An 18938-nucleotide genomic window follows, 5' to 3' on the forward strand; every position below is an offset into this window, starting at 1 on the left:
GCTGCACTAAACAACAAGCAGGGCATCTATGCAATTACCCTTGACTACAAGCCAGTGTCGCTTAATCTACCCTTTCAGTATTTACACTGCACTAAAACTGCATAAACAAGAGCTAATCTGATGTCTGCATCAGTTAGTATTTGTGTTATTTGCTACTCATCACATCTTATATCTTTAACGGAGTTGAAATTATGACAACAGTTGGAGTCAAAGACAGTAAACAACAACTAATGCAAGCATTTCAACAAATTTTGGCAGAAAGAAAAAAACTAGAGTCAAAAATAGCCACCAAACAAGAAGAAGCAGACAAAGCCAAAAATCAAGAACTTTTAGCAGCTGCTTCTACATACACCATTGACAGCATTGTCAAAGGTTTAGCAGATTTACAGTTGGAATTTGGTACTATTGTCAACGCTCTGTCAGAAAAATTAGCGCAAGAAAACTCCAAATTAGATGAACTCAACCGGGCGATAGAAATTGAAAATCAGCATTTACAAGAGTTGAAACAAATTAGAATTGTCGCTGATGCCGTTGATATCTTAACTCAAGAGCATCAAGAACAATTAAGAATTTTAGAGCAAGACATTGCTAGCAAAATAGAAACCCTAGAAAAAGAAATGACCACTAAACGGAAAGAGTGGCAAAAAGAGCAAGCAGAATATGAAGAAGTACTGCAAGAATATAACGAATTCTTAGCTAAACAACGCACCACAGAAACCGAAGAATATCAATATAAATTAGAAACGACGCAAAAACTAGCCACAGATGCTTACGAAGCCAGAAAGCGTAAACTAGAGCGAGAGATTCAAGAAACTACTCAACAAAAAGAGAAAAACTGGACGGAACGAGAAAAAATTCTCACCGAGCGCCAGCCTTTATTGACAGAATATCAACAAAAAATAGCTGCTTTTCCTCAAGAATTAGAAGAAGCAGTTAAAAAAGCTAGAGAAGAAGCAATTAAAGACACCAGTCAAAAAGCCAAAGTCGAAGCTGATTTATTCGAGAAAGAGTGGGAAGCTGGTAAGCAGAATTACGAATTGAAAATTAAGTCTTTAGAAGAAACTATTCAGAAACAAACTGAGCAAATAGAAGGTATTTCTGTCCAGTTACAAGCTGCATTAAAACAAGCGCAAGATTTAGCAATGCGTGCTTTCGACAGTTCTAACAGCAAATAGTCTCGACATCTGCAATCATCGGATATTAGGAGGATTTGTATGGCCGTTAAAAAACCGAATGATAAAAATACCAAAGCGGAAATTCTACAAGCCTATGAGGAATTAGCGAAAGAAACCATCAGCGTGAAATCACAGCTTAATCAATTGTTGAAACAGCAATCTACAACTCCAGAAAAAACCATAGACCAACCAAAAACACCTATGAATCAGCCATCTAATCTTCAACAAAAGATGAATTATACAATTGAAAGCTTGGCTAAGATTCAGTTAGGCTTTGGTAGCGCAGCTAATGAATTATCAGAACAGCTAACTACACAAGCTGCTAAATTAGGGGAAATTAGAGAAGCTGTCGAAAAAGAAATAACGGAATTAACGCAATTACATAATTTAGAAGTTTCTCCAGATATCTTAGATACCCTGCTCCAAGCTTATGAGGACAATTCTAAAACTTATCAAGATGAATTTAGTCAAAGAAAAGAAGTTTTATTACAAGAAATAGATGAGCAAAGAAAAACTTGGACGAAAGAGCAAGAGGAGCATAGTCGAACCGTTAAAGAAAGAGATGAAGAACTAAAAAAAGGACGACAGCGAGATGAAGCAGAATATAAATATAATTTAGAACTCCAGAGAAGACTAACAAAAGATGAATCTGAACAAGAGCAAAAGTTATTGAATAATCAACTTGAAGAACTACAGCAAGAAACAGATAAACAGTGGTCTGAACGAGAAAAAGTAATTTCTGAAAGAGAAAAACAGTTTGAAGAATCTAAAGCTAAGGTAGAAACATTTCCCAAAGATAAAGAAGCAGCAATCAAAAAAGCTACAGAAGAAGGCAGAGGTATCGCTCACTATCAAGCTAAGATTAAATCAGATTTGTATAGCAAAGAAGTGGACGGACAAAAACGTTTTTATGAACAAAGATTGCAATCTCTTGAACAAACCATCACTAATCAAGAGACGCGAATTCAAAACCTTTCTAAACAACTTGAATCTGGTTTGAAACAAGTTCAGGATTTGGCGGTGAAAGCTATTGAAGGAAGCGCCAATGTTAATTCCTATCAAGCTATTAAGGAAATAGCTTTAGAACAAGCTAAAAGTCAAGTAAAAAATAAATAAGTTGGATTTCTTGCAGATATGGAGACGTTACGTGTAACGTCTCCACATTAGTTGATTGTCTCAGGGAAAGCAAGTTAAAAAAAAGAGACGCAAAAATCATCGCGTCTCTAGAAAGAGAAAACCCAATATTTATAAGTAATTAAATATAACTTTGGAGTAATAAAATTTACAGTTTGATTTTGGTTCAGGAGAGAGATGACTCTCACATTGATTGAGTGTGAACTCTCTACAACTTGAACTACAGGAGTATAAATTGCGAATCCGGAAATTTATCAAAAAGATTTCCGCTGGTAATCGAGTTGTCAAAACAATAGACTTCCTGCAGAAGTCGGGAACAGGGAACGCTATAACAGGGAACAGACAGTAGAAAAGGTACTTTTGCAAGAGGTTTAATAAATGTGGAGACGTTGCTTGTGCTTCCTCTGTGATTCAGGTGAAATAGTATAATCCTTGTTTGTTGGGGGAATGTTTGTTGTCTGCTAGCTGCAGATTTGATTAGTGATACCTAAATTTCAAAGCATTGATGTTAAGCAAAGGTGGTAAAATCTAAATCAGGTGGGATATCTTGAATCCGTCCTGGGCCGATCGCTCGCAGTGCTTCTTTTAAAGAAATATCGCCAGTATACAACGCTCGACCGACAATTACACCTGTCACGCCTTGGGTTTCTAACGCTAACAAACTTAATAAGTCGGTAACAGAACTTACCCCACCCGACGCAATTATTGGTATAGAAATTGATCGAGCCAATTCGCTCAAAGCTTCTAAATTCGGGCCGGATAGAGTACCATCACGATGGATATCTGTATAAATAATTGCCACTGCTCCCAACTCTGCCATTTGCACAGCTAATTGAGTGGCGAGAATCTCTGAAGTTTCTAACCAACCACGAGTTGCTACTAGTCCGTTACGGGCATCAATGCCAACGATAATCTGTCCTGGAAATTCTTGACACAGTTGTTGGACTAATTCGGGTTGTTCGACAGCGACTGTACCCAAAATTGCCCGCTGTACACCTATATTGAGCAATTGTTGCACACTATGGCGATCGCGCAATCCACCCCCTACTTGAATAGGGATTGATACTGCTTGAGCGATCGCCTCGATAGCCCCTACATTTACCAGTTTACCTGTTTTGGCGCCATCTAAATCAACTACGTGTAGTTTAGCCGCACCCTGATCAACCCACTGTTTAGCGACATCAACAGGATTCTCATTAAACACCTGCGATCGGGTATAGTCTCCTTGATAAAGCCGTACACAGCGCCCTTCTAATAAATCAATTGCTGGAATTACATCCATTGAGATCATCCTTACTAAACGTTAGGGACTAAGGATTAGGGGCTAGGGAAAAGAAATTTTCCCATAATTAGCTATCAAGAAAAAGAGCGATCTTGCTAAATCAACTAGCCCCTAGCTTCTATCCTCTAGTCCCTATCCCCTTCTGCACTTTTAATTGCTTTACAGCTTGCCAAAAACCCAGCACAATCAAGATGTTAGAAAGCGTGAGAAAAACTTCTGCACCGCCGTGGAGCCAATCGACGTTTGCTAACGACTCTCGATAGTGCAATTTAGCATAAATCCCGGCGGGGATGGTAACACCGACAAAAACTAGAGTACCGTAAAAACCGTACAATGCTAACCTTGGCATTAGTTTACTGCGGTTGATCAACCACAAGAAACCCAAATAGGGAAACAGTGAAAGTGCGAACAGGGTTTCTTTAGACATCATGGCTCTGATTTAATATTTGCTTTGACAGAATTAGCGGTTGTGTCGGGAGACTGAGCAGAGCGCCAAATCCAGACTGCGGCTGCTAAAAGCGTAAAATTGCCGATTAAAGTGGTGGTAGCTTGGAGTGTGACTAACCATTCCAAAGATTCGGCGTTGTCGAAATAGTGCCAAGTGCAGGCACACATGGCGCTGACTAAAGCTGGTAACATGGCAAGGGACAATCCCCACCAAGTGCGGTTGTTGGTAAGTTCGCCATAAGTCCAGATTAGCCAAATGGCGGAAATCCACTCAATCACGCTAGAAACATGAATTATCCAGGTGGGAATCGAAAGGGCGTGCATAATTAGTCAGTTGTCATTGGTCATTGGTCATTTGTCAAGAGTGATGAGGTTTTCTTCTTTGTCTTCTTTGTGTTGTCTGTCCCACACTCTCCATCATTCCATCTTCCCATAAGAGAATTCTGATTTTCATCGGTGATATGACAGCGATCGCATCTCACACCTTTTGACTTTCTTTGATTTTTCACAAAAATAGCCCTGTTCCCTGCGATGCACTGAGCTTGTCGAAGTGTTCCCTGTTCCCTGCTATAACCAATAACAACTCCAGCAAGTTAACTTTAATTATGCTGGTCTGATTAAAGCTATAGTCCACAATTCACAATGAAACTCATGCGGGCGTTATTGTCTGGGTATTACGGAAAAGGTAATGGTGGTGATGAAGCTTTGTTGGCAACGCTTTTGCAGATGTTACCACCTCATGTAACCCCTGTGGTGCTTTCGGGGAATCCTGAAGAAACCCGCTCACGCTATGGTGTGGAATCCCACGAGCGCATGGCTGTTGCACCTGTACTGCAAGCATTGCGCTCTTGTGATGCTTTCGTTTGGGGCGGTGGTAGTTTAATTCAAGACGTGACCAGTACTATTAGTCCTGTATACTACGGAGGACTAATGGCTTTGGCGCAAAAGATGGGTTTGAAAACCGTCGCTTGGGCGCAGGGTATCGGCCCTCTCAAACGCGCACCAACTCGCTTTTTAGCAAAATACTCCTTCGGACATTGTACCAAAGTTAGTGTCCGCGATCGCGCCAGTGCAGCTTTATTATCTGATTGGCAAATTCCTTTTCTCATCGCACCTGACCCGGTGTGGGCGTTGTCATCCCGGCCAGTACCGGGACTGTGGGACTTACCTGCGCCGAGAGTAGCTGTGACTTTGCGATCGCACCCCCAACTAACACAAGCACGCTTGGCTAATTTAACTCGCGCTTTGATTGATTTCCAAATTGCCACCCAAGCCTTCATTTTATTATTGCCGTTTCAAAAAAGCGAAGATTTGAGCATTGCTCAAGCAATTGCGCCCCAACTCCCAAATGTGAGCAAAATCTTGTGTCTGGAAGATCCGCAGCTTTTAAAAGGTGTGTTTCAGGGTGTAGAAATGGCGATCGGTATGCGTCTACACAGCTTAATTATGGCTGCTGCAGAAGGTTGTCGCTGTTTTGCTCTCAGTTATGACCCCAAGGTCAATCGTTTGATGGAAGATTTAGACATGCCTGGGTGGGATTTAACCAGTTTACCAGAAGATGCCAACGTCATCAGTACAACTTGGATCGAGCATTACGCCAACGGTGATCCACTTTCACCCGCCCAAATTCAATCTTTGGTGGATCGAGCTTTAATGCATCGTCAAGTTCTGCAGGAAGCTTTCACCTGATTAAGTAGGGTGTGTTACGGCAATGTCAGGATTTGAGAATGAGCGACAGTATAAATTGCCGTAACGCACCGCTTGCTCATGGACTGTTGACCGTTGAGAGACTATGGCGTCAGTCCCGCTGCTCATCAACAGCATAGCAATTGCCAATCATATCAAGCGCACACTATAGCTCCTAACCCCTAACCCCTATTTTATTTCCGCAATTTTCAGAAATAGCCTTTTATCAAACTGTATAAATCAACAACTGAAAATCAACCTGTCGGAGGAATTCCCAATGAAATACAAATTGCAGATTTTTCTATTATTATTAACCTTATTCACTTCTTTGAGCACTTCTATAAATGCCGCATTCGCACAACAAATTAATGAAAATACTTTATGCACTGCAATATGCTCGGTCTTCTGGAAGATAACACCCAGTATAGACGTTGCTTTTGCTTCGTCTCTAGTCAAATATTAGCTGTCTTCACAAATTAAATTATTACTCGTCTTAAGTGATGTCTGAGTTAAATTGGAAAATCGGTTTTGAAATTGAGCTAATGGCGCCGAAAGGACTGAGCAGAAAGGATTTAGCAGAGGCGATCGCTCTACAATATCATGGCTTTGTCCATCGCATCTTTTATCCCCAATCTGAACCGAGTCATGTTCCAGGAACGCCGTTGTTTCACAATCTGACTTTGGGATTTGAGGTGATTGATCCGCAAGGAAATCTGATTGTGCGCTGTGTCGATGATCTGACTCTCCAAAACGACTTAGACAAAACTCAACAATCACAGTCGGAATGGTATCGAATTGTCAGCGACGATACCAGACTTTTACACTTAGTTATGTGTCAAGCTGATCCTCAAGCTGCTTCCACTGAAGTACTCAAGCCAATTGCAGATTTATTTGCGACAGAATTAGAAGTAGGGCCTGGTGGGATGGTGCGTGTAGCTGATCATACAGGTAATCCGATTGCGATCGCTGCACTATTACCAGGAGAACGAGAACGCCCTTGTGAATTAATTACCCCACCCATCGATCACAATCATTTCCAGTGTTTGCAGTTGCTCCTCGACAAGGCGCGCGCATTGGGTTTTACAATTCCCTATGAAGGTGCAACACACTTTCATTTTGATGCTACCAAATTATGCTCTCCACAAGTCTTCGCTAACTTAGTCAATATTTTGTGGACATACGGGGAAATTCTCAAAAAATTGGTGGGAACTAACCCTCATTGCACACGTTTGGGGTCTTGGGATGAAGAGTTGTTAATCTTAGTCAATGATCCTGATTTTTGTGAGATGTCTTGGTTTGATGTCCAAGAATATCTTGGCAAACTGGAGTTAACAAAATACTGCGACTTTAACCTGAAAAACTTAATTCATCCCATTCCCGACAAATTCACTTTTGAAGCTCGGATTTTTCCCGCTTGGTTAGATCCAGAACCTGTGATAGCATCAGCCGCATTAATGGAAGCCATTCTTAACTATGCAGTGTCAGCGCCTAAAATAGCGCCTGTCGCACCTTGGGCATGGAAATTAGAAACTGTGGTAGACTTTCTCAATATTCTGCCCATAAGTCAAGATTTTCGCCAAATTTGGTTATCTATAGCTGCTAGCGTGGTATGATTACCTGCTGATAATCCCCGACCACTGTACCTTTTTCTCCTTCTCCCGGCGGTAAGAAAAGAAATTCTCTGGAGTTTGAAAAGTACAATAAGGTGCGATCGCTATCTGTTCCGCACTCATCCCCAAATTTTCCAACTGTAAGCAATTCACCCGACGCACATCCAAGCGGATTTTTCCTGGGTTCGGGTCTGCTAACAGTGGTGAATTGGGGAAATTTTGTAATGCCTCAATGATATATTTTTGGTCGTCATGTGATATAATACTAGCCCCAACCTCAGCAGCCACCTCAACGGAAACTTGATAAACTTCACCAGCGATCGCTGGGCCGAGTGCTAAACGTAAATCTACTAACTGGCTACCTTGAGATTGTAAACGGGCGATCGCTTCTGGAACAATCTTCTTAGCCGTTCCCCGCCATCCCGCATGGATAGCCGCCACTTGTCCAGTTTTCACATCTCCAATCAACACAGGAGTACAATCAGCGCTAGCCACCCAAACAGCTTGTAGCGGTTGCTCACTCACTAAACCATCCGCCGAAACTAAATCATCCGCGATCGTGCTTAAGAGAGAATCAATTTCCGACGGCGTGAATACAGTATTGCCATGAACCTGTTTCAAACGATAAACTGATGCTTCTGGTTGCAACACCTTTGTTAACTCCGCTGGTGAGCAAGGCCAAAACTGCTGGGTAAAGAAGCCGTGATGCCAAAACTCCAACAGACTACAAGTCAGGTAAGGCAGTTCATCCCCATTGCGCCAGTGCCAAGTGTGCATCTTGAACCAAACCTCAACAGAAAACTAGCCAATTCATGTTAACTTGAACAGCCGGATTTAGGTAAACTCCGTGGGATTTGATCAGCAAAAATTGTCAGCAGCCCTGAAAGCCGGGCGTAAGTACGAATATTTACCGTTTTCTCTACATATTTTTACTAGTGTCGCTTCGACTAACCAAACTCTACACAGCTTATTAGAACAGGGCGCTGGTGCTGGATGCGTAGTAATTGCTACACAACAAACTGCTGGAAGGGGACAATGGGGTCGCCAGTGGCTCTCTGCAACTGGGGGGCTATACCTTTCTGTAGCCATTACCCCCGACTTAGAAGCTAGCAACGCTTACCAACTAACTTTAGCTAGTGCTTGGGGAATCGCCGCCCGATTGCAAAAATGTGGTGTTGGCGTCGGAATTAAATGGCCAAATGATTTAGTCTTAGAAGGACGTAAACTCGGTGGTATTCTCACTGAAACCAAAATATACCAAAGTAAAATTACTCAAGCAGTGATTGGTGTAGGTATCAACTGGGCAAACCCAGTACCAGAAACGGGAATTAATTTAGTATCCTGGCAAGCTTCTCAGAATTTTCCCCCGATATCTTGTCTAGAAATGCTCACCTGTGAAGTTTTACTAGGAATAGAATCCGGGGTGCAGTGTCTTTTTGAAGAAGGAATAAGCATCATCTTGTCTCATTATTCAGACTTATTGATCAACATTGGCGATCAGGTGCGGATCAATGACCTTTCTGGCACTATAGTCGGGGTGACTGCTGAAGGTAACTTAAGGGTAAATTTGGAAACAGATGATGCCAAAAAACTAATCACACCAGAAATTTATGTCCAACCCGGTACAATCAGTTTGGGATACCGTAAAACTTTCGTCTAACTTTTAGGTTTGTTCACAATTTAGCTCTTTGGGCATGACAAACCACTGGCATCATCTCTTTAGGCAATAAAACACAACTGAGAGAAAAAATGACGCAGCGCTCTAACTCTGCCCATAATCATTTGCAAAATATGACAAAAAAACGCTTTGCTTCCACGCTCCCAGCACAGAGTCTCTGTTGGCTTGGCAGTGTTAGCCTTCTTAGCAGTGGCTTCGTGTTAGCTCAAACAGAAACATCTATAGACAACATCGTTCCCACTATTGAAAATTCTCAACCAGCAGCGACAAATCCAGTTAAAGAAAATATTGCTGCACCCGAAGTCACCCAACCACAACCGGAAATAACTCAAAGGCAAACTAGGCTCAGAAAAAGACTCAGAAGCCGAAATGTGTCACCAGCAAAAGAACCAGTCGCCCAATCCAAACCCCAGGTAGAATCTGCCCCAACCGCACCTGCTAATGTGAGGGAGGAGAAGCCTCAAGTAGAAATAGCCAAACCAGTTTCGCCCCGCTCAATACCAGAAAAGGCTCCAGTTGTTACCCAGCCAGCAAACAACACCAATAGCACTGCTACTAGAACAGAAGAAAAAACTAAAGATTACAATAACGCTTATATTGACCCTACAGAATACAAAAATGACGCTGTAGGCAAATATCAAGCACCAAACTCCGTGGTAATCACAGAACGTTCTAGCGGCTGTCAAGCAACTTTGCCGGCGGGACAAGGAGCTTCTCCCTGCGCCAAAGCACCCACTGCGAGCAATCAGTCCCTGGCTGTCCACAGCAAAACAACACCCAGTTGGTTGAAAAAAAGTCAAAATACTCAAGTGGCGAATATTCCCGCTGTGCGTCGCCCAGTCCCAACAGTGAATCATAGCAATTGGCGATCGCCTCAACGAGTTGCTGCTACTGATGCAACTACCAAAGCCTTTCGCCCCAATCGCTATATTCCCCAGCCCAGCGAATTCTCCCCCACAAAAATTAATGCTACTCCCATAGCACCCAGTGGTGGTGCTTTACCTGAGCCAATGGCAGAAGGTAACGCCGCACCTCGTCCTAGCACCGTAGCATATGATTTTCCCCTGGCGTCAACACTACCGCAAATTGCCTACACAGGCAGAGTTGCTTATAGTGGTTCGGGAATGATGTTTCCCCTTACTGTCCCCACGCCAATTACTTCTTTGTTTGGCTGGCGGATTCATCCGATCACAGGCGATCGCCGTTTCCATGCTGGTACGGATTTAGGCGCGCCAATGAGTACACCAGTTTTAGCCGCTGGTAAAGGTCAAGTGGAAACAGCAGATTGGCAAGGTGGCTATGGTTTAGCCGTGGTGATTAACCACGGTTCCGCTCAACAAACTCTCTACGGTCACTTGTCAGAAATCTTTGTCCAACCCGGTCAAGTGGTGGAACCAGGAACTGTCATCGGTAGAGTTGGGAGCACGGGTAACTCCACAGGCCCTCACCTGCATTTTGAAGTCCGCCACTTGACACCAGAAGGCTGGGTTGCAACTGACCCCGGTGTGCAATTACAAACCGCCCTCAGCCAAATGGTTCAATCTTTGCGGACAGCCCAGGTTGAACAGCGCCCAGGCAAATAGGAAGGATGAAGGCGCAAAGCGGCTCGCCGCAGGCTAGGATGAGGGTTGTAAGTCGCGTGTAGGGGCACGGCAGTGCCGTGCCCCTACGAGTGTACCTCACGTGACTGAGAATTGTTATGTCCAACGCCGAACATTTTAGCCTTTAGCCTTCATACTTCAGCTTTTCACAAATACCCATGTTCCGCTAGGAATGTGGGTGTAATCTCTTCTTTTGAGTGTTGGTTAGTGGGAGAAGTGAATTTTTCTACATATTTACCGAGGATATCTCCTTCCAGATTTACCACGTCGCCAGGTGTCAGGTAGCGGAGATTCGTTTCGGCGTAGGTGAGGGGAATTACCGCCACTGTAAACTGGGACAATTCTGGTTCGTAAGCGGCGACTGTGAGACTGATACCGTTTACGGCTATGCTACCCTTGGGAACTATGTAGCGCGCGATCGCTTCAGGTGCGGTGAATGTCATTTCCCAAGAAGTAGCTGTTTGCTCTGCAGCTAGCATTTGACCCACTCCGTCTACATGACCCATGACGAAATGACCACCGACTTTGCTACCCACTCGCAACGAGGTTTCAAGATTAACATATTTTTGTGGCGATCGCTCATCTCCCAAAGTCGTACGCCGCAAAGTTTCTGGTGATGCAGTGGCAATAAATCCATTTTTTAAAACTTTTTCTACTGTCAAACAAACACCATCAACTGCAACACTGTCACCATTAGCTAGGTCTTGCATCACGATTTCACAAGACTGACTAAGGCAAGTAATTTGCCAAGAATCGCCCCCTAGGGGTTTGATTGTTCCTAAAGCCTGGATTAATCCTGTAAACACAGCTTTTTTGCTAAACTAACTCTATTTATTGTCTAATTTTGTCGAAAATCCATTAGTAAATATCACAGCCAAATGAAAAACTTTTAGTATAATTTTTGACTCTATATTTTATATGGTTATTAACACATTAACATCATTCACAAGGCATACTTGGGTAAGAAGGTTATTGTCTATGTAGACCAATTTGACTTACTCTGGTGTTCACATCAAGTTCGGAGTTTAATAGAAGCAATTATAGAGAACAAATGCCTATGTTAATTCCTGCCACCAAGCTAGCCCATTGTGGGTATCATTTGTTACTTATTACTCAAGTACACCAAGGATTGTAGAGGCTTCGCCAATGATTGAAATGAAAGTCGCTGGCATAGCATTAGATGCCATCACCCGCAGCCCCATTGTACTTTTGAAAGATGCTGCCGATCGCCGCGCTCTGCCAATTTATATCGGTCAGGAACAGGCTAGGGCTATTGCGGGAGCAATGGAGAATCAAAAGCCTCCGCGACCCTTAACCCATGACCTCATAGTAAATATTCTAGAGACGTGGAACTTAACTTTAGAGAAAGTAATCATTCATTCGTTGCAAAAAGACACGTTTTATGCAGCGTTGATTGTGCAGCAGGGAGAGGTGAAAAAAGAAATTGATGCGCGTCCTAGCGATGCGATCGCCATCGCCCTTCGCACTAATACTTCTATTTGGGTGATGGAAGAGGTTGTTGCTGACGCCTCCATTCCCGTTGATCGTGACGCCGATGAAGCCGAACAACAAGCATTCCGCGAATTTATTTCCAACATCCGCCCCGAAGATTTAATCAAGCGCTTTGGCGACGGTGAAAGTTAAATAAACCCATGAGTGTTAAGTGCGGAGGAACCCTACAACGCACTGGCTCCTCTGCACTCAAGACTCTCCCTCGCTGCGCTCCAATTCAAAATTATTAATTCAAAATTCTTGCATTAATTAAACTTTCTTTTTTCCAATTTTTATAGCAGTTCCCAATTAGATGAGGTAGAGCCTAGCTAGTACAAGAAGGCTGAAGTATAAAGTATGAATTATGAAAGTAAGAGGTATATACTATATGCTTTTTACAGTTCTACAATAGTAGCCTTATTTATACCGTGCTGTACTAGTCTCCATATCCTATTTTCTAGCCACTAACCTCAATAATCTAAAATCCTCGCATCGAGTGACGCTATGCAATACCGACGCTTTGGTAAAACTAATTTAAACTTATCTGTTTTTTCTCTAGGTGCAATGCGCTACCTAGTTAATCAAGAAAATGTTCAACAAACTATTGAGCAAGCTTTAGCCCTAGGCATTAATCATATAGAAACAGCTAGAGGATACGGTAAAAGTGAAGAATATTTGGGAGCAGCGCTCAAAACAGGGTTATCTGTACCCCGTTCCCAACTCTACATCACCACCAAAATTCCTCCTACACCCGATGCTGACACCATGCATCGATTTATTGATGAATCCTTGGAAAAATTGCAACTCGATTATCTAGATTGCTTAGGAATTCATGGCTTGAATACTTGGGAACATTTAGAGTTAGTTAAAACCGGCTGCATACAGGCTGTAGAAGCAGCTGTGGATGATGGAAGGATAAAACATGTAGGCTTTTCTAGCCACGGTTCATTAGAAGTAATTCAGGCGGCAATTAACACAGATTTATTTGAATTTGTCAATCTGCATTATTACTATTTTTTCCAACGAAATGCACCAGCAATTAAGTTAGCAGTTGAGAAAGATATGGGCGTTTTTATCATTTCTCCTGCAGACAAAGGAGGAAGACTCTACAGTCCACCACCAAAACTACAACAATTGTGTCAACCGTTTTCACCTCTAGAATTAAATTATCGATTTTTACTCAGCGATCCGCGAATTACAACCTTGAGTGTAGGGCCAGCTAACCCAGAAGAATTAATTAACCCGTTGCAGGTTGCTGATAATTGCGGCGAACTGAGTACAGCAGAAATATCAGCTTTTCAAAGATTAGAAAATCAGCAAAAAAATGCTTTATTAACTGACAAATGCAGTCAGTGTTTCGCTTGTTTGCCTTGTCCTGAAAACATCCATATACCAGAGGTATTACGATTACGAAATTTGTCTATAGCTTACGATATGACAGATTATGGACAATATCGTTATGGCATGTTTGAAAATGCAGGTCATTGGTTTCCCGGAATGAAAGCTAACCGCTGTACAGAATGCGGTGATTGTTTACCAAGATGTCCTGAAGAATTAAATATTCCAGCTTTATTGCAAGATGCTCATGAGACATTAAATGGCAAAGCTGGGAGAAGATTGTGGGGATAATTTAATAGTTATCAATTATAAGTTTTCAGTTGCTCCAAAGACGCTAAACTAATTTTAGGTATTGGGAAAAAAACTATGCAAGTAACACAACAGCGATACTTCACCCCAGAGGAATATCTGCAACTAGAAGAAGCTGCTGACTACAAAAGTGAATATATTGACGGAGAAATAATTCCTATGGCGGGTGGAACAATCAATCATAACCAAATAGCCCTGAACTTAAGTACAGAGTTAAATTTTGCTTTCAAAAAGCAAAATAATAGAGTTTATATGGGTGATGTGCGCCTGTGGACACCACCCAAGCGTACCTACACGTATCCAGATGTAATGATTCTAGTGGATGAACCTGAATTTTGGAATAACCGCAAAGATATAATTGTCAATCCACAGGTAATTATTGAGGTGTTATCAAAATCAACCGCAGCCTATGACAGTGAAGATAAATTTCAGGCTTACCGAACAATTCCTACCTTCCAAGAATATCTTTTGATTGACCAAAACCGGATTCACATAGATCAGTTTTCTAAAACTGGTAAAAAGCAATGGACGCTGCGTGAATATGACGAAGAAGACGAGAAAGTTTCTCTTGTCACAGTACCTTTTGAAATTTCTTTAGAGGATGTATATAACAAGGTTAAATTTGAGGTTGTAGAATTTGCAGAGGAAAGAGTTGATGGTGAGGAGTTGGGGTGAGCGATCGCTTCCTTGCTCGATTTATCTATTTATTTTAAAAAGACCAGTTTAATAATTGTTTGACGATTAATCTAAGACTTCAGCTAATGCATTAACAACTGCATTTCTGGCTGCAATTTTATCCAGGTATTTTTGAGCATCTTCTTGCCCAAAATGCTTTTTGAGAGTCAAATACTGGTTGATGGGTGCATAGTATAGCAAAATCACAGCTTCATAAGTACCGTCTTCTGGTAAGCAAATTTGCCAAGTTTGTAGAGTATAAATATCCGCCTCATCGTTTGACCTACCATGTCCTAAAACCCTAACAAAATAATGTCCCTGCTGTTTTTCTACATCTCTATTTAAATCTCTAATAAAATTATCAAGAGACATGCGCGCATGTCCGCTACCATTAAGAGATAGGCAAGGGGATGAAGGCATTGTCTGGGAAATAAATTTTATGTTTGGGGGTTCATCAGTCCAGTCTTCACACAATAATCTATTCATAATTAACTCCAGAATTTAAATCTGCAGTCATATTCTTTGCCGTCTATCTTAGTAGCTTTGGAGTCAAATCCGTCATAGGCTTTTGCTTCTTCTTTACATATCTCTTCAGCTTGATCATCACTACTTGCTTGGATAGGAATCATTTCTTCTTGTAATGTCGCTTCTTCGTTGGGCAGATAATTACCGTAATCTTGACTACCTTTCTTGCTAAACCAACCCATTTTATTTATCCTCGAATTATGCTTGATAGCTGAAGGGGAGACGAAATAAGCTACAATATAGATTCAATAAGCTTCATGGCTCTTAAACCTTGTTGATAATGCTTCCACTTATTACGATTAATTCTCATTAATTGTGTGACTAAATCAATACAGCTATCCTTGAAATGTACCCATGTTTGACCATATAAGCCGATATAAAAACTACTGTGTCTCCGTTGAGAACGACTCCTTTCTTTAATCCGAGCTATATATTTTTGGATTCCTTTGCGTTTAATAAGTTGACCATTAATTGTTGCAGAGGTGTAAGCGATCGCTATCAACAAAACTAGAGAAATAAAACGTTCACCTTGAACATTAGTGTTTTCTAAGTTATAGCCACCTGTTTTGAAATCTCTAAACATTTCTTCAATATCAAATCGCTTTTTGTAAGCAGCAATTGCTGACTCTAGGGTGTCAAAATTTGTTAAAATAAACCATGCTTCTTTGGGTGCTACTCCGTTAATTTTACGTTGCCACTTACCAGCCACATTAAAACTGATAAAACCCTGAGTCTTTGTTACCTTAACTCCCTTGATAAAAAAAGATACTCCAGGAGTTAATCCTAAACTGCTTAACTCCATAAACATATCTTGTTTAATTTCTACAAATTCATTCTTTTTCAATCGCAAACAAAAATATACATCCTTGCTCTGAAGGTACTTTGCTAGTTTTACCGAGCAAAATTCTCTATCCCCCAACACACAGATTTTATAATCTTTCAATATTGCTATAACTGGCGATAATATTTTCTGCTGTTCCGTGAGATTACTACTACCTAATTTGGGCAGCAAACTAAAATATATTGGTATGGCTCTTTTATCCCAAATCACGCTGACCATTAATAAGTTTATCCGACTCCAATTAGTCCTATCAATTGCTATATAAATAATTTTTTCATTCTGGAAGTAGTTTGCTATTAGTTCTTGAATAATTGGCAACCAAACTTTTTCAATTGTGAGATTTGGTAATGATAAAAATCTTTGTATTCTTTTTCTTCTGCTTTCAAATTTAATTCCCAAAGGTAGCGCATTCGCTAATTTTTCTAAAGTTACTTCTTTGATTGACTGCAACAGATGTATCAAAATTTTTAGCAACAGATATTCTGCTAAACTCAATTGACTTTTTAAGTGCTTTTGGTACAATATAGCTAACATTATCATTAAGTAGGTCTTATTGACAAAACTAGACCTACCTTTTTCTATCACAAAACGCTACCCATCTTATACACCAAGCTTTTTAGGCTGTTTCGTCTCCCCTCCAGATGATTGAGAGAATTTCATCTCGTTTATTGGTAATCAGTCCTAAATAGTAGCTACTGGAATATGGGGCAGAATTGGTAATTCCTTGAAAACCCTGATAGAAAGTGACAATATCACCAGTATTACCAAGAGCAAGAAGAGTCTTTTCGCCTTTTTTTATTTTGCGTGTGATTTGCAATTCTTCAAGTGGGAATTCCCCAGAAGCAATGATTTTTGTCAGTTCTTGGTAGTATTTCTCGGCGCTGACTTTCGACTCCAGATATTGAGTAAGGTAATTCAAAGGAAACTGCTTCTCAAGACGAGAGCGATCGCGTTTACGCCACGAACCTTTAGTGGTGATTTTCCCATCTTCGTGCCAAAGGATATAGTTCTTGGCTCCTCTGGTAGGAACAAACATAGCTTTGGCTAGAACTTCCAATTCTATATTGATACCATGTGGTAAAGAATTCTGTAGATTTTCAAACACCATTAACGGTTTGGGATGAGAGAAGAAAATACCATCAGTATCAGATTCCACCTGCACACCCCCTGCTTTCTCAATCACATCAATCATGAATCGCAGTATGCGTCTGCCGTAAGCTGTTACTAGTGCAGCAGCTTCCATATCATTAAAGCCAACACCAGAAGTACCATAAAAGCCAAACAAGGAGTTAATCAGTTCTTTGAGAGAACCTTCCGCTTGTTTGACACTCATATCCCCAGCTTTCCCCAGTTGTTTGAGTTTGAGACGTTCTTTGGTGAGATACTCTAGAATACTCAATCCTACTCGGCGTGTATCCTTGCGAGAGCAAATGCCATATTTAAGCATGATGCTGGGGTAGAGGCTGGAAACATCGATTTTGGCAATGCTGCGGTGCAATCCAGATATCGATATCACCAAACCCCCCTCAAACTTCATCTTGCGATCGGTTGTTGGTTCATAACTTGGGTATTGGCTTTCTAGTACCCGTTGCCATTTAGTACCATTGCCAGTTAGAGAAAGCTGTTGCAGATTCATCCTTGGTACTATCAGAGACTCATAGTGATAGGAAGGAACCAATTTATCAGCAATCAGTTTCGTGTCTTCCAAATCATAAATCAGGTACTCCCTAATTTTTTGCCATCCCCTAGAACCTGAACCACCACTCCAACACTGTTGAATTTCTTGGTGAGTTAGCACCAATCTTTCATGCTCTCTTAACCCCATCTGCAATACAACTTTTTTGAGGGAATGGCTATTAAAGAGAGATTTGATTACAAAATCCCACCTTAATACACAGATATATACATCAACGTGTTGGCTATTTCTAATGAATATTTCTCGAATCTCAATCGGCTTGCCAAATACCTGTGCCGTTCTGATAGTTCTAGATTTAGAGGAGATTGTGAATGGATGTGGTATGCCATTGATTTTGCACCGATGAATGATAAATGGTAAATCGAATTCTGTACCGTTATATGTCAGAACTACATCAGGTGATGTGCGCTGAAAATGGGAGATAAATTGGAGAAGCAATTTTGATTCATCTTCTTCCATGAATACAAAATACTCCCCCAATTCATTCATGCATCCTATAGCTAAAATGCGCTCAGTTCCAGATATCAGCCCTGATGTTTCAATATCAAGTATCATCTGTTTCAGGGTATTATATGGCTTAATTGTTCTTATTGGTTGCCATTTTGGATGTTCTGCATCGTCTGTATAAAAGATATCTAGTTTGTTTTCTTGAACTACAATTTTGTTGCCACTTTTGGTAATAAAGTTACGAGGATTGTAAGCAGCATCCATTGTTTATTCAGTGAAGTAGTTAGTGTTTCCTAATTTCCGCATTCGGAAAACGATTGAGTTGATTTCCAAAAAGTAGTGTAGAGAAGGATGCTGAGATAGGAAATAGTCGAAATCATCTAAACTAGTAATGGTCAATTCTTGAGGTAGTATGCGTCCTTCCAGATTAAGAGAGATTTTGGGGTAGTTTCGTGGATCGTATCTAGCTAATGATTCATATCTAGATATTTTCTGCAAATGGTAAGTAATGGAATTGATATTTAGGTAATAATCTGTGGTTGAGTGAGTGTAGATAAATTCACCCAATTCTTCCACTTTATTTAGTTGTTGATGATGGACTGTTTTATCTTCAGTTTGACAAGAAATTTCCATGCTTAATACTCACTCGGTAGCATCAATACTGTTTGGCAGACATAAAGCTTGATTTGTTGTAGGGGAAAGTCGGTAAATTCTATGTTTTGCACTACATCTGGATGACAATCTGAATCAACACCACAAGTGAGAACTGCTGTTTTATCGGTATTAACTTCCAATTGCCAAAGTTGAAATTCTTTGAGTTCTGGATGTTTCGATAAAAGTTCATTTGTTTGATAAGAGGCAATAGCATCAATCAGCCAATAGGCTTGAGCTTCTTCCGCTACAAATTGGATACCCTCTGTATATAAGAGTTTCTTAGACCAGTGTTTAAAGTTTGTAGAAGAACCTGTGAAGTGGGCTAAATCGTCTTGGTTAATCATGATTT

General features: G+C 41.0%; 21 protein-coding genes. 9 read left to right on the forward strand and 12 right to left on the reverse strand.

The genetic code is table 11. The features are described from left to right. The first annotated feature begins 191 nt into the window (after positions 1-191). Entirely contained in the window at positions 192-1175 is a 984-nt protein-coding gene (locus MIC7126_RS0119360; protein ID WP_017654825.1) for a coiled-coil domain-containing protein, read from the forward strand. Between the two features lie 39 nt (positions 1176-1214). Next, complete coding sequence (locus MIC7126_RS0119365) at positions 1215-2291, forward strand: coiled-coil domain-containing protein (protein WP_017654826.1); 1077 nt, start codon at positions 1215-1217, stop codon at positions 2289-2291. Between the two features lie 526 nt (positions 2292-2817). Here the strand turns inward: MIC7126_RS0119365 and hisA are convergent. The 4 genes from hisA to MIC7126_RS32025 all read right to left on the reverse strand — a co-directional run bounded on the left by hisA (position 2818) and on the right by MIC7126_RS32025 (position 4547). Next, positions 2818-3591, reverse strand: coding sequence for a 1-(5-phosphoribosyl)-5-[(5-phosphoribosylamino)methylideneamino]imidazole-4-carboxamide isomerase (hisA, locus tag MIC7126_RS0119370; RefSeq protein WP_017654827.1), 774 nt, complete (start codon positions 3589-3591; stop codon positions 2818-2820). A 118-nt stretch (positions 3592-3709) separates the two neighbouring features. Then, complete coding sequence (locus MIC7126_RS0119375) at positions 3710-4021, reverse strand: DUF3593 domain-containing protein (protein WP_040629842.1); 312 nt, start codon at positions 4019-4021, stop codon at positions 3710-3712. Then, positions 4018-4362 (reverse strand): DUF2499 domain-containing protein, encoded by a 345-nt coding sequence (locus MIC7126_RS0119380; RefSeq protein WP_017654829.1) that lies wholly within the window; start codon positions 4360-4362, stop codon positions 4018-4020. Before MIC7126_RS0119380 ends, MIC7126_RS0119375 begins: the two co-directional genes overlap by 4 nt. A gap of 20 nt (positions 4363-4382) precedes the next feature. Continuing rightward, positions 4383-4547, reverse strand: coding sequence for a hypothetical protein (locus MIC7126_RS32025; protein ID WP_238553656.1), 165 nt, complete (start codon positions 4545-4547; stop codon positions 4383-4385). Positions 4548-4689: 142 nt separating this feature from the next. Here MIC7126_RS32025 and csaB point away from each other — a divergent pair, with 142 nt between their 5' ends. Next, positions 4690-5727 carry a polysaccharide pyruvyl transferase CsaB gene (csaB, locus tag MIC7126_RS0119385; RefSeq protein ID WP_026100386.1) on the forward strand — a complete coding sequence of 346 codons (1038 nt, stop codon included), beginning with the start codon at positions 4690-4692 and terminating at the stop codon, positions 5725-5727. Between the two features lie 497 nt (positions 5728-6224). Then, positions 6225-7337 carry an amidoligase family protein gene (locus MIC7126_RS0119390; RefSeq protein WP_017654831.1) on the forward strand — a complete coding sequence of 371 codons (1113 nt, stop codon included), beginning with the start codon at positions 6225-6227 and terminating at the stop codon, positions 7335-7337. On the opposite strand, the gene pgeF is transcribed toward MIC7126_RS0119390, so the two are convergent. Next, positions 7338-8111: a peptidoglycan editing factor PgeF gene (gene pgeF, locus MIC7126_RS0119395; protein WP_017654832.1), complete on the reverse strand. Its 774-nt coding sequence runs from the start codon at positions 8109-8111 to the stop codon at positions 7338-7340. A gap of 70 nt (positions 8112-8181) precedes the next feature. Between pgeF and MIC7126_RS0119400 the strand changes: the two genes are divergently transcribed. Both MIC7126_RS0119400 and MIC7126_RS0119405 read left to right on the forward strand, forming a co-directional pair. After that, positions 8182-8994, forward strand: a complete 813-nt coding sequence (locus MIC7126_RS0119400; protein WP_017654833.1) for a biotin--[acetyl-CoA-carboxylase] ligase — start codon at positions 8182-8184, stop codon at positions 8992-8994. 89 nt (positions 8995-9083) lie between these two features. Further along, positions 9084-10595, forward strand: a complete 1512-nt coding sequence (locus MIC7126_RS0119405; protein ID WP_017654834.1) for a M23 family metallopeptidase — start codon at positions 9084-9086, stop codon at positions 10593-10595. A gap of 164 nt (positions 10596-10759) precedes the next feature. Here the strand turns inward: MIC7126_RS0119405 and MIC7126_RS0119410 are convergent, their stop codons facing one another. Beyond that, a complete protein-coding gene (locus MIC7126_RS0119410; protein WP_017654835.1) occupies positions 10760-11419 on the reverse strand; it encodes a riboflavin synthase in 660 nt (219 codons plus the stop codon). Between the two features lie 340 nt (positions 11420-11759). On the opposite strand from MIC7126_RS0119410, the gene MIC7126_RS0119415 reads away from it, so the two are divergent. From MIC7126_RS0119415 to MIC7126_RS0119425, 3 genes are all read left to right on the forward strand, one after another. Then, a complete protein-coding gene (locus tag MIC7126_RS0119415; protein WP_017654836.1) occupies positions 11760-12257 on the forward strand; it encodes a bifunctional nuclease family protein in 498 nt (165 codons plus the stop codon). Positions 12258-12608: 351 nt separating this feature from the next. Next, entirely contained in the window at positions 12609-13733 is a 1125-nt protein-coding gene (locus MIC7126_RS0119420; RefSeq protein WP_017654837.1) for an aldo/keto reductase, read from the forward strand. Between the two features lie 75 nt (positions 13734-13808). Then, positions 13809-14426 (forward strand): Uma2 family endonuclease, encoded by a 618-nt coding sequence (locus MIC7126_RS0119425; RefSeq protein ID WP_017654838.1) that lies wholly within the window; start codon positions 13809-13811, stop codon positions 14424-14426. Between the two features lie 66 nt (positions 14427-14492). Here the strand turns inward: MIC7126_RS0119425 and MIC7126_RS0119430 are convergent, their stop codons facing one another. The 6 genes from MIC7126_RS0119430 to MIC7126_RS0119455 all read right to left on the reverse strand — a co-directional run bounded on the left by MIC7126_RS0119430 (position 14493) and on the right by MIC7126_RS0119455 (position 18933). Continuing rightward, complete coding sequence (locus MIC7126_RS0119430) at positions 14493-14912, reverse strand: hypothetical protein (RefSeq protein ID WP_017654839.1); 420 nt, start codon at positions 14910-14912, stop codon at positions 14493-14495. A 2-nt stretch (positions 14913-14914) separates the two neighbouring features. Then, positions 14915-15133, reverse strand: coding sequence for a hypothetical protein (locus MIC7126_RS0119435; RefSeq protein ID WP_017654840.1), 219 nt, complete (start codon positions 15131-15133; stop codon positions 14915-14917). A gap of 50 nt (positions 15134-15183) precedes the next feature. Next, the gene (locus tag MIC7126_RS0119440) at positions 15184-16326 is read right to left on the reverse strand and encodes an IS4 family transposase (RefSeq protein WP_017652111.1); all 1143 of its coding nucleotides are present in this window, start codon (positions 16324-16326) and stop codon (positions 15184-15186) included. Positions 16327-16408: 82 nt separating this feature from the next. Further along, positions 16409-18199, reverse strand: coding sequence for a 3'-5' exonuclease (locus tag MIC7126_RS0119445; protein WP_017654841.1), 1791 nt, complete (start codon positions 18197-18199; stop codon positions 16409-16411). A gap of 3 nt (positions 18200-18202) precedes the next feature. Continuing rightward, the gene (locus MIC7126_RS0119450) at positions 18203-18568 is read right to left on the reverse strand and encodes a hypothetical protein (RefSeq protein WP_017654842.1); all 366 of its coding nucleotides are present in this window, start codon (positions 18566-18568) and stop codon (positions 18203-18205) included. Positions 18569-18570: 2 nt separating this feature from the next. Continuing rightward, on the reverse strand, positions 18571-18933 hold the full coding sequence (locus MIC7126_RS0119455; RefSeq protein ID WP_017654843.1) for a DUF6876 family protein: 363 nt from the start codon (positions 18931-18933) through the stop codon (positions 18571-18573). Positions 18934-18938: the final 5 nt, after the last annotated feature.

Origin of the sequence: Fortiea contorta PCC 7126, from assembly GCF_000332295.1 — a bacterium.
GTDB lineage: Bacteria > Cyanobacteriota > Cyanobacteriia > Cyanobacteriales > Nostocaceae > Fortiea > Fortiea contorta.

Excerpts from the sequence above, each read along its gene's own strand:
- MIC7126_RS0119440 (WP_017652111.1), bottom strand. The coding sequence starts at position 16,326 with ATGTTAGCTATATTGTACCAAAAGCACTTAAAAAGTCAATTGAGTTTA.
- MIC7126_RS0119360 (WP_017654825.1), top strand. The coding sequence starts at position 192 with ATGACAACAGTTGGAGTCAAAGACAGTAAACAACAACTAATGCAAGCA.
- MIC7126_RS0119375 (WP_040629842.1), bottom strand. The coding sequence starts at position 4,021 with ATGATGTCTAAAGAAACCCTGTTCGCACTTTCACTGTTTCCCTATTTG.
- MIC7126_RS0119425 (WP_017654838.1), top strand. The coding sequence starts at position 13,809 with ATGCAAGTAACACAACAGCGATACTTCACCCCAGAGGAATATCTGCAA.
- csaB (WP_026100386.1), top strand. The coding sequence starts at position 4,690 with ATGCGGGCGTTATTGTCTGGGTATTACGGAAAAGGTAATGGTGGTGAT.
- MIC7126_RS0119365 (WP_017654826.1), top strand. The coding sequence starts at position 1,215 with ATGGCCGTTAAAAAACCGAATGATAAAAATACCAAAGCGGAAATTCTA.
- pgeF (WP_017654832.1), bottom strand. The coding sequence starts at position 8,111 with ATGCACACTTGGCACTGGCGCAATGGGGATGAACTGCCTTACCTGACT.
- hisA (WP_017654827.1), bottom strand. The coding sequence starts at position 3,591 with ATGGATGTAATTCCAGCAATTGATTTATTAGAAGGGCGCTGTGTACGG.
- MIC7126_RS0119445 (WP_017654841.1), bottom strand. The coding sequence starts at position 18,199 with ATGGATGCTGCTTACAATCCTCGTAACTTTATTACCAAAAGTGGCAAC.
- MIC7126_RS0119380 (WP_017654829.1), bottom strand. The coding sequence starts at position 4,362 with ATGCACGCCCTTTCGATTCCCACCTGGATAATTCATGTTTCTAGCGTG.
- MIC7126_RS0119435 (WP_017654840.1), bottom strand. The coding sequence starts at position 15,133 with ATGGGTTGGTTTAGCAAGAAAGGTAGTCAAGATTACGGTAATTATCTG.
- MIC7126_RS0119455 (WP_017654843.1), bottom strand. The coding sequence starts at position 18,933 with ATGATTAACCAAGACGATTTAGCCCACTTCACAGGTTCTTCTACAAAC.
- MIC7126_RS0119405 (WP_017654834.1), top strand. The coding sequence starts at position 9,084 with ATGACGCAGCGCTCTAACTCTGCCCATAATCATTTGCAAAATATGACA.
- MIC7126_RS0119390 (WP_017654831.1), top strand. The coding sequence starts at position 6,225 with ATGTCTGAGTTAAATTGGAAAATCGGTTTTGAAATTGAGCTAATGGCG.
- MIC7126_RS0119430 (WP_017654839.1), bottom strand. The coding sequence starts at position 14,912 with ATGAATAGATTATTGTGTGAAGACTGGACTGATGAACCCCCAAACATA.
- MIC7126_RS0119415 (WP_017654836.1), top strand. The coding sequence starts at position 11,760 with ATGATTGAAATGAAAGTCGCTGGCATAGCATTAGATGCCATCACCCGC.
- MIC7126_RS0119420 (WP_017654837.1), top strand. The coding sequence starts at position 12,609 with ATGCAATACCGACGCTTTGGTAAAACTAATTTAAACTTATCTGTTTTT.
- MIC7126_RS0119450 (WP_017654842.1), bottom strand. The coding sequence starts at position 18,568 with ATGGAAATTTCTTGTCAAACTGAAGATAAAACAGTCCATCATCAACAA.